The sequence below is a fragment of the Pseudomonas sp. PME37.24/025 genome (genome assembly GCF_055556615.1).
Genome location: NZ_JBVHNK010000101.1, coordinates 1 through 285, shown reverse-complemented (window position 1 = coordinate 285; position 285 = coordinate 1). Strand labels below are relative to the sequence as shown.

1 protein-coding gene is annotated in these 285 nt (G+C 71.6%); it reads left to right on the top strand.

The window, feature by feature from the left end; all coding sequences use genetic code 11:
* Positions 1-285, top strand: a 285-nt coding sequence (locus ACZ3HH_RS29675) for a formyltransferase family protein (protein WP_465810106.1), incomplete at both ends; no start/stop codon positions are given.

Genomic DNA, 285 nt, shown 5'->3' with positions numbered 1-285 from the left:
GTCATGGCCGGCGATGCCGTCACGGCGGCTGCCATCATGCGGATGGAGGCGGGGCTCGATACGGGCCCGGTGTGTCTCTCCGTGCCCATCGAGATCGGGCCCGAGATGACGGCCGGCGAACTGCACGATGCCCTTGCGGCGCGCGGCGCGCACGCCATGGTCGAGGCGCTGGCGCAGATCGAGGCCGGCACGCTCCGTTGCACGCCCCAAGCCACCGACGGCGTCACCTACGCCTGGGCTCCTGCCGAGCCCGCGAAGCGGAAGAACCGCTCGGGACTGTGGATC